Source organism: Kitasatospora putterlickiae, from assembly GCF_039527695.1.
Taxonomy (GTDB): Bacteria; Actinomycetota; Actinomycetes; order Streptomycetales; family Streptomycetaceae; genus Kitasatospora; species Kitasatospora putterlickiae.
Map to the genome: position 1 here is coordinate 2277 of NZ_BAAAKJ010000043.1, position 2876 is coordinate 5152.

General features: G+C 72.5%; 4 protein-coding genes. 1 reads left to right on the forward strand and 3 read right to left on the reverse strand.

All coding sequences use genetic code 11. The features are described 5' to 3' along the window. Window positions 1-58: 58 nt before the first annotated feature. The 3 genes from ABD308_RS05185 to ABD308_RS05195 form a co-directional block, all read right to left on the reverse strand. A complete protein-coding gene (locus ABD308_RS05185; protein WP_425311139.1) occupies window positions 59-175 on the reverse strand; it encodes a 30S ribosomal protein bS22 in 117 nt (38 codons plus the stop codon). Window positions 176-346: 171 nt separating this feature from the next. After that, complete coding sequence (locus ABD308_RS05190) at window positions 347-556, reverse strand: helix-turn-helix domain-containing protein (protein ID WP_045937940.1); 210 nt, start codon at window positions 554-556, stop codon at window positions 347-349. A gap of 251 nt (window positions 557-807) precedes the next feature. After that, on the reverse strand, window positions 808-2004 hold the full coding sequence (locus tag ABD308_RS05195) for an acetoin utilization protein AcuC (RefSeq protein ID WP_344326777.1): 1197 nt from the start codon (window positions 2002-2004) through the stop codon (window positions 808-810). Between the two features lie 455 nt (window positions 2005-2459). Between ABD308_RS05195 and ABD308_RS05200 the strand changes: the two genes are divergently transcribed. Further along, window positions 2460-2822, forward strand: a complete 363-nt coding sequence (locus tag ABD308_RS05200) for a peptidoglycan-binding domain-containing protein (protein WP_344326780.1) — start codon at window positions 2460-2462, stop codon at window positions 2820-2822. The last annotated feature ends 54 nt before the right edge of the window (window positions 2823-2876 follow it).

Sequence of the window (2876 nt, forward strand, 5' to 3'; positions counted from 1 at the left end):
ACGGGGGCCTGGGCGGGCGGTACGAAGCGCTCGGCGCGCGAGGCGCGGCCGGGGGCGCCTACTTCTTGTTGCGACGCTGAACGCGGGTCCTCTTCAGAAGCTTGCGGTGCTTCTTCTTGGCCATACGCTTGCGACGCTTCTTGATGACAGAGCCCACGGAACAACCCTCGCTCACTGAGACTCTCGCCCGTGAGAGACGGAGTCCATACGACTGACGGAGGGCCTAGCCTACCCGCCACTCGCCCAGGGCCGTAATCGCGCTCCCTGGAGCGGGCGAACTCAAGGCGAATCCGGGGCGAACGGATACGGGGTCCACCGTGGCGGACCCCGTACCGGACCGGCCCTCCTACGCGCTTTCGAGCCGCACGTAGGACTCCTTCAGGTACTCGTGCACTGCCTGCTGGGGCACCCGGAACGAGCGGCCGACCCGGATGGCGGGCAGCTCACCGCTGTGCACCAACCGGTAGACCGTCATCTTGGAGACCCGCATGACCGCGGCCACCTCGGCCACGGTCAGGAAGACGACGTCCTGCAAGGGGCGTTCGCCGGAACTCATGACCATCACCCGACCCTTACCCGTGTGCAAGGCACCGGCTTCCCCTCCGGTGACTCCACCGGCACACGTGTATCCCCAGAGTAGTTATGGGTGGTACCAGTGGGAAGAGGGAGAAGCGCAGTCCTCGTACGGTGAGGGATAAGCCTGTTGCAGTACGTAGCCAATCGGCGGTCTGCACTAGTCGGCGTGCGCACGGAACGCGACGGGGCACCACTTCTTCACAAGCGGTGGCACCGGTTCGGCTGCCCGGATCAGGGCATCAGGCCGTGGTGCGGCAGGACGGCGCGGCGGGTGGCCAGGATCGCCTGGTCGAGGCGGTCGGCCGGATCGTATCCCGCGTCGAAGTCGCGCCAGACCGGACGGGCGCCGTCCGTCATCCGCAGCGGGGCCGGGCGGCGGGTGCGCCGGTAGACCTCGGCGCGCCAGGACTCCGGGGTCTCGGTGGCCGGGTCGACGGGGCGGCCGGCCGCGGTGGCGACCAGGTGGGTCCAGGTCCGCGGCACGACGTCGACGACGGCGTAACCGCCGCCGCCGAGGGCGATCCAGCGGCCGTCGGCGTGCTCGTGGGCCAGCGCGTGCAGCTCCTGGGCGATGGCCCGCTGGGCGTCCACGGTGACGGCGAGGTGGGCGAGCGGGTCCTCCAGGTGGGTGTCGGCACCGTGCTGGGTGACCATGACCTGCGGACGGAAGGCGGCGAGCAGCTCGGGCACCAGGGCGTGGAAGGCGCGCAGCCAGCCGGTGTCGCCGGTGCCGGCCGGCAGCGGGAGGTTGACGGCGGAGCCGGCGAGGCCGGGGCCGCCGGTCTCGGTGGCCCAGCCGGTCTGCGGGAAGAGGGTGGCGGGGTGTTCGTGCAGGGAGACGGTGAGCACCCGGGGGTCGTCCCAGAAGGCCTGCTGGACGCCGTCGCCGTGGTGGACGTCGACGTCGACGTAGGCGACCCGCTCGGCGCCGAGTTCGAGCAGCCGGGCGATGGCGAGGGCGGGGTCGTTGTAGACGCAGAAGCCGGAGGCGCGGTCGGGCATGGCGTGGTGCAGGCCGCCGGCGAAGTTGACGGCGTGCGGGGTCTCCCCGCGCCAGACGGCCTCGGCGGCGGCGACGGACTGGCCGGCGATCAGCGCGGAGGCGGAGTGGACGGCGGGGAAGGACCAGTTGTCGTCGGTGCCGAGGCCGTGCCGGGGGTCCTGCCGCTCGGGGTGGGCGGCGGCGTACTTGACCGCCTCGACGTACTCCGCGGTGTGCACCAGGCGGAGGGTGGACTCGCCGGCGGGCGGTGCCGAGCGGAGGGTGACCCCCGGTCCCGACGCGAGGCCGAGGTCCTCGACCAGGCGCATGGTGAGCGCCAGCCGGGTCGGGTCCATCGGGTGGCCTGGGCCGAAGTCGTAGGCGGTGACCTCCTCGTCCCAGAAGAGGTGCAGGCCGCAGGAGGGATCAGGCTCGGCTTCGGGCATGGCCTCCACCGTAGCGGGTGGGGACGGCCGGGCCCGGCAACGGGTCCTTGAACGGTGGCTGTACGGCCGTCGGGCCCGACCGCCGGCCCCCGCGGCCGCCCGGGCGTGACCGAGGGCCCCGGAACGGCCGGCGGTTTCGGGACCCCCGGTGCGCACGCGCACCCCGCTACTGGCCGGTACGGCGCTCGGTGGCGGGAGCGCAGGCGGAGACGGCCGTTTTCGGGACGGGGTGCGTGGGTGAGACACCGCGGCCGACGGTTCGCGGCCGACCTGCGACGTCGCGCTCCGGCCCGTCCCACGACCGTCTCAGACCGGAGCGTGGGACGATCTTGAGACGTCCCAACCCTTGGTCGCCGGCGCCCGGACCAGCAGAGTCGTCGCCGGGTCCGGCACCGCTCCGGGCCCACCGACCGTGTGCCGATCCCGGTGCACGCTCATAGGGAGGGAACCCCATCATGCGCAAGATCATCACCGGCCTGGCCGTCGCCGGTCTCGTCCTCGCGGGCGGCGTCTCCACCGCGACCACCGCCTCCGCCGCGAGCGCCGGCCAGCCGTGCTCGTACCTCAGCACCGCCGAGCCGCTGCTGCGGGCGGGCGCCACCGGCGACGCGGTCAGGGCGCTCCAGTGCGAGCTGAACCGCTCGATCGACCCCGACTCCGGTTACGGCCTCTCGATCGACGGCGTCTTCGGCCAGGCCACCCTGCGCGCCGTCTACCGCTTCCAGCAGTGTGTGAACATCCAGGTCGACGGCGAGGTCGGCCCGCAGACCTGGTCGAAGCTGGACTACTGGAACGTCCAGCCCGGCTACGCCTGCTGATCACACGTCAGGACCTGGGGGCGGGGCATCGGCCGGTGCCCCGCCCCCAGGGGT